This window comes from Arthrobacter sp. SO5 (genome assembly GCF_020532805.1).
Classification (GTDB): Bacteria; Actinomycetota; Actinomycetes; order Actinomycetales; family Micrococcaceae; genus Arthrobacter.
Genome location: NZ_MQTQ01000049.1, coordinates 1 through 3,118, shown reverse-complemented (window position 1 = coordinate 3,118; position 3,118 = coordinate 1). Strand labels below are relative to the sequence as shown.

Sequence of the window (3,118 nt, the reverse complement as noted above, 5' to 3'; positions counted from 1 at the left end):
GGCGCAGCGTGGTTCACTTCAGCCTGCTGGGTGTTCGAAACCTGGGCCGCGTTGGCCAGGCCGATGCCGGAGAATCCTCCAACTGCGAGAATCGCGGCGCCGACAGCAATCTTGGTGGTCTTGCTAACACTCTTCATCTGAAACGTACATCCTTTGGTTGTGGAAGGCCGGCCGGATACCCGATGGTGGCGGGCACCGGCCGCACTTACACAGGAGTAATCGCCGGGGCACCCCGAAAGGTTACGCACCCCGGCGGAATTTCCTTTTTCCTTCTCCGGAATGGTCCAGACCGCCCCGGCGGCGGGCCCGATGAGGGCTTAACGACGACGGCGGCGGGCCACCTTCCCAGGTGACCCGCCGCCGTCGGGCGCCAATTGTCAGTGCGTGAGCCGCCCGCGGGTCAGTCGTTGATCAAATCGTTGATGACGATGGTCTGGTCCCGGTCCGGGCCAACGCCGATCGCGGAGAAACGGGTGCCGGAGAGCTTCTCGAGGGCCAGCACATAGTTCTTGGCGTTGTCCGGCAGGTCCTCCAGGGTGCGGGCGCCGGTGATGTCCTCGGTCCAGCCGTCGAAGAACTCGAAGATCGGCTTGGCGTGGTGGAACTCTGTCTGGGTCATCGGCATTTCGTCGTGCCGGACGCCGTCGACGTCGTAGGCCACGCAGACGGGGATCTGCTCGATGCCTGTGAGCACGTCCAGCTTGGTGACGAAGTAGTCCGTGAAACCGTTGACCCGGGACGCGTGGCGCGCCAGGACGGCGTCGTACCACCCGCAGCGGCGCGGCCGGCCGGTGTTGACGCCGAACTCGCCGCCGGTCTTCTGCAGGTACACGCCCATCTCATCGAATAGTTCAGTGGGGAACGGCCCGGCGCCTACACGGGTGGTGTACGCCTTGATGATGCCGATGGAGCGCGAGATCCTGGTGGGGCCAATGCCCGAGCCCACGGAGGCGCCGCCGGCCGTCGGGTTCGAGGAGGTCACGAAGGGGTAGGTGCCGTGGTCGACGTCCAGGAACGTGGCCTGGCCGCCCTCCATGAGGACCACCTTGCCTTCGTCCAGGGCGGTGTTCAGGACGTAGGTGCTGTCGATGACCAGCGGGCGGAGGCGCTCGGCGAAGGACAGGAAGTAGTCCACGATCTCGTCCACCTCGATGTCGCGGCGGTTGTAGACCTTGACCAGGAGCTCGTTCTTCTGGCGCAGCGAACCTTCGACCTTCTGGCGCAGGATGGAGGCGTCAAAGACATCCTGGACGCGGATGCCCAGGCGGGCCACCTTGTCCATGTAGGCCGGGCCGATGCCGCGGCCGGTGGTGCCGATGGCGCGGCTGCCCAGGAAACGCTCGGTGACCTTGTCCAGGACCTGGTGGTAAGGCGCCACGAGGTGGGCGTTGGCGGAGATGCGCAGCTTGGAGGTGTCCGCGCCGCGTGCTTCCAGGCCGTCGATCTCCTGGAACAGGGCCTCAAGGTTCACCACACAGCCGTTTCCGATGATCGGAACCGCGTTGGGGCTGAGGATGCCGGCAGGAAGGAGCTTCAGCTCGTACTTCTCACCGCCCACGACGACGGTGTGGCCGGCGTTGTTGCCGCCGTTCGGCTTCACGACGTAGTCGACGCGGTGGCCGAGCAGGTCAGTGGCTTTACCTTTGCCTTCGTCGCCCCATTGGGCTCCGACGATCACGATTGCTGGCATGGGATCCTCCCCCATTCGTTCGGGCCGAAGTCCGGGTGATTCACCCTGCTTGATTCACCAGGGTGGCCACCGGAGGTCAGCGCCGTTCATGAGAATGCCCCGAATCTACCGCTGTGCTCTTACCATCAACGCCAGAGTTCGGGGCTCTTACCACCCGAGTTTAGCCGATCGCGGTGCCGGGTAAACATTTGACCATCCAATGGACTCGGACCTCGCCCGCCTCGCCCGCGGACCTCGCCCCCCGGCGGCCGGGCTCCGCGGACGGCTAGGCTGCCGTGAAGGCAGGCCAGGCCTTGCGGTTGACCAGCAAAGCGCGGGCACCGAACGTCTGGCCGGGCACGACGCCGGCACCGGCCAGATCTGCGGCCGCCCCCTCGAAGGCCTCGGTTCCGGCGGCTGAGGATTCCTTCTTGTTCATGGCGTTCGGCATAGCTGCATCATCCATCACCGCGAACCTGGCCGCCACCATCACGCATTCGCCGGGCCGACGGGGCGGAGAATGTGATTGCGTCCACAGAATCGGCCCGGACAGGAGGGTTGATCTGCGGATTCCCGGGGCCGCGGCACCGTCCCTGCCGGCTTTTCCCTTTCCGGCACGGCCCGGCATTTCGCAGGGCTTGATAGACTAATAAGGATCGACCAGGAATCGGTCCACACCACATTTTCAAACCACACCGTATTTGGCGTGCCCGGTGCGCGGGTAGCCCGTGTACGGTCTGGCAGCTTTACCAATCCCGCAGGAGACTCAGCAATATGACAGCCTTGGCCACTGAAAATTCCCGCGAACAGCTTCTGAGCCGCCGCTACGAACCTAGCGTCGCGGCTGTCAACGAGCTGTGCGACACGCTGCAGGCCACCAAAGCTGGCACGAATGTCCCCTACGTGGACCCCATCCACGACGTCGATGAGTGCCGCATCATCAGCCTCTTCTCCAATATCGGAACCGAGGACGAATCCGGCTTCATCACTGCCGGTGACGACGACGCGGCCACCCGCATGCTCGGCGTCCAGTGGAAGCTGGGGCTGCGCCCCGAGTACGTCATGCCCTGGAATGTCCACCCCTGGTACGTACCGGGCGAGCCCAACGGCAAGTTCACCCCGGACCAGATCTCCGCCGGCCTCAAGCCGCTGCTGAAGTTCCTGGCCGTCGTTCCGCGCGCCTCAGTGATCGTCGCCCACGGCACCGAGGCCAACCGCCTCGCCAATCTGCTGCTCAAGACCGAGGTGCCCATGATCTGGCGCCGCGGCCTCAAGACGTACAAGGTCCGTTCCCTCAGCGGCCGCGCTTTCGCCGGCACCCCGGCCCGCCAGGAGCAGTACCTCGAGGAAATGCACACCGTCTACCAGGACGCCATGGCCCGCACCGGGCTGGCCAAGACCAGCTAGTCCCCACCCGCACGCACAGAACCGCAAGCTCGGCCAGGGAAC

At 65.1% G+C, this 3,118-nt stretch carries 3 protein-coding genes; 1 reads left to right on the top strand and 2 read right to left on the bottom strand.

Annotated elements, in window-relative coordinates; translation table 11 throughout:
* Positions 1-400 precede the first annotated feature (400 nt).
* Together BJG92_RS08625 and BJG92_RS08620 are read right to left on the bottom strand one after the other, a co-directional pair.
* Positions 401-1,690 carry an adenylosuccinate synthase gene (locus BJG92_RS08625; RefSeq protein WP_232083621.1) on the bottom strand — a complete coding sequence of 430 codons (1,290 nt, stop codon included), beginning with the start codon at positions 1,688-1,690 and terminating at the stop codon, positions 401-403.
* 265 nt (positions 1,691-1,955) lie between these two features.
* Positions 1,956-2,135, bottom strand: coding sequence for a hypothetical protein (locus BJG92_RS08620; protein WP_232083620.1), 180 nt, complete (start codon positions 2,133-2,135; stop codon positions 1,956-1,958).
* Positions 2,136-2,443: 308 nt separating this feature from the next.
* Here BJG92_RS08620 and BJG92_RS08615 point away from each other — a divergent pair, with 308 nt between their 5' ends.
* Positions 2,444-3,076, top strand: a complete 633-nt coding sequence (locus tag BJG92_RS08615) for a uracil-DNA glycosylase (RefSeq protein WP_232083619.1) — start codon at positions 2,444-2,446, stop codon at positions 3,074-3,076.
* Positions 3,077-3,118 lie beyond the last annotated feature (42 nt).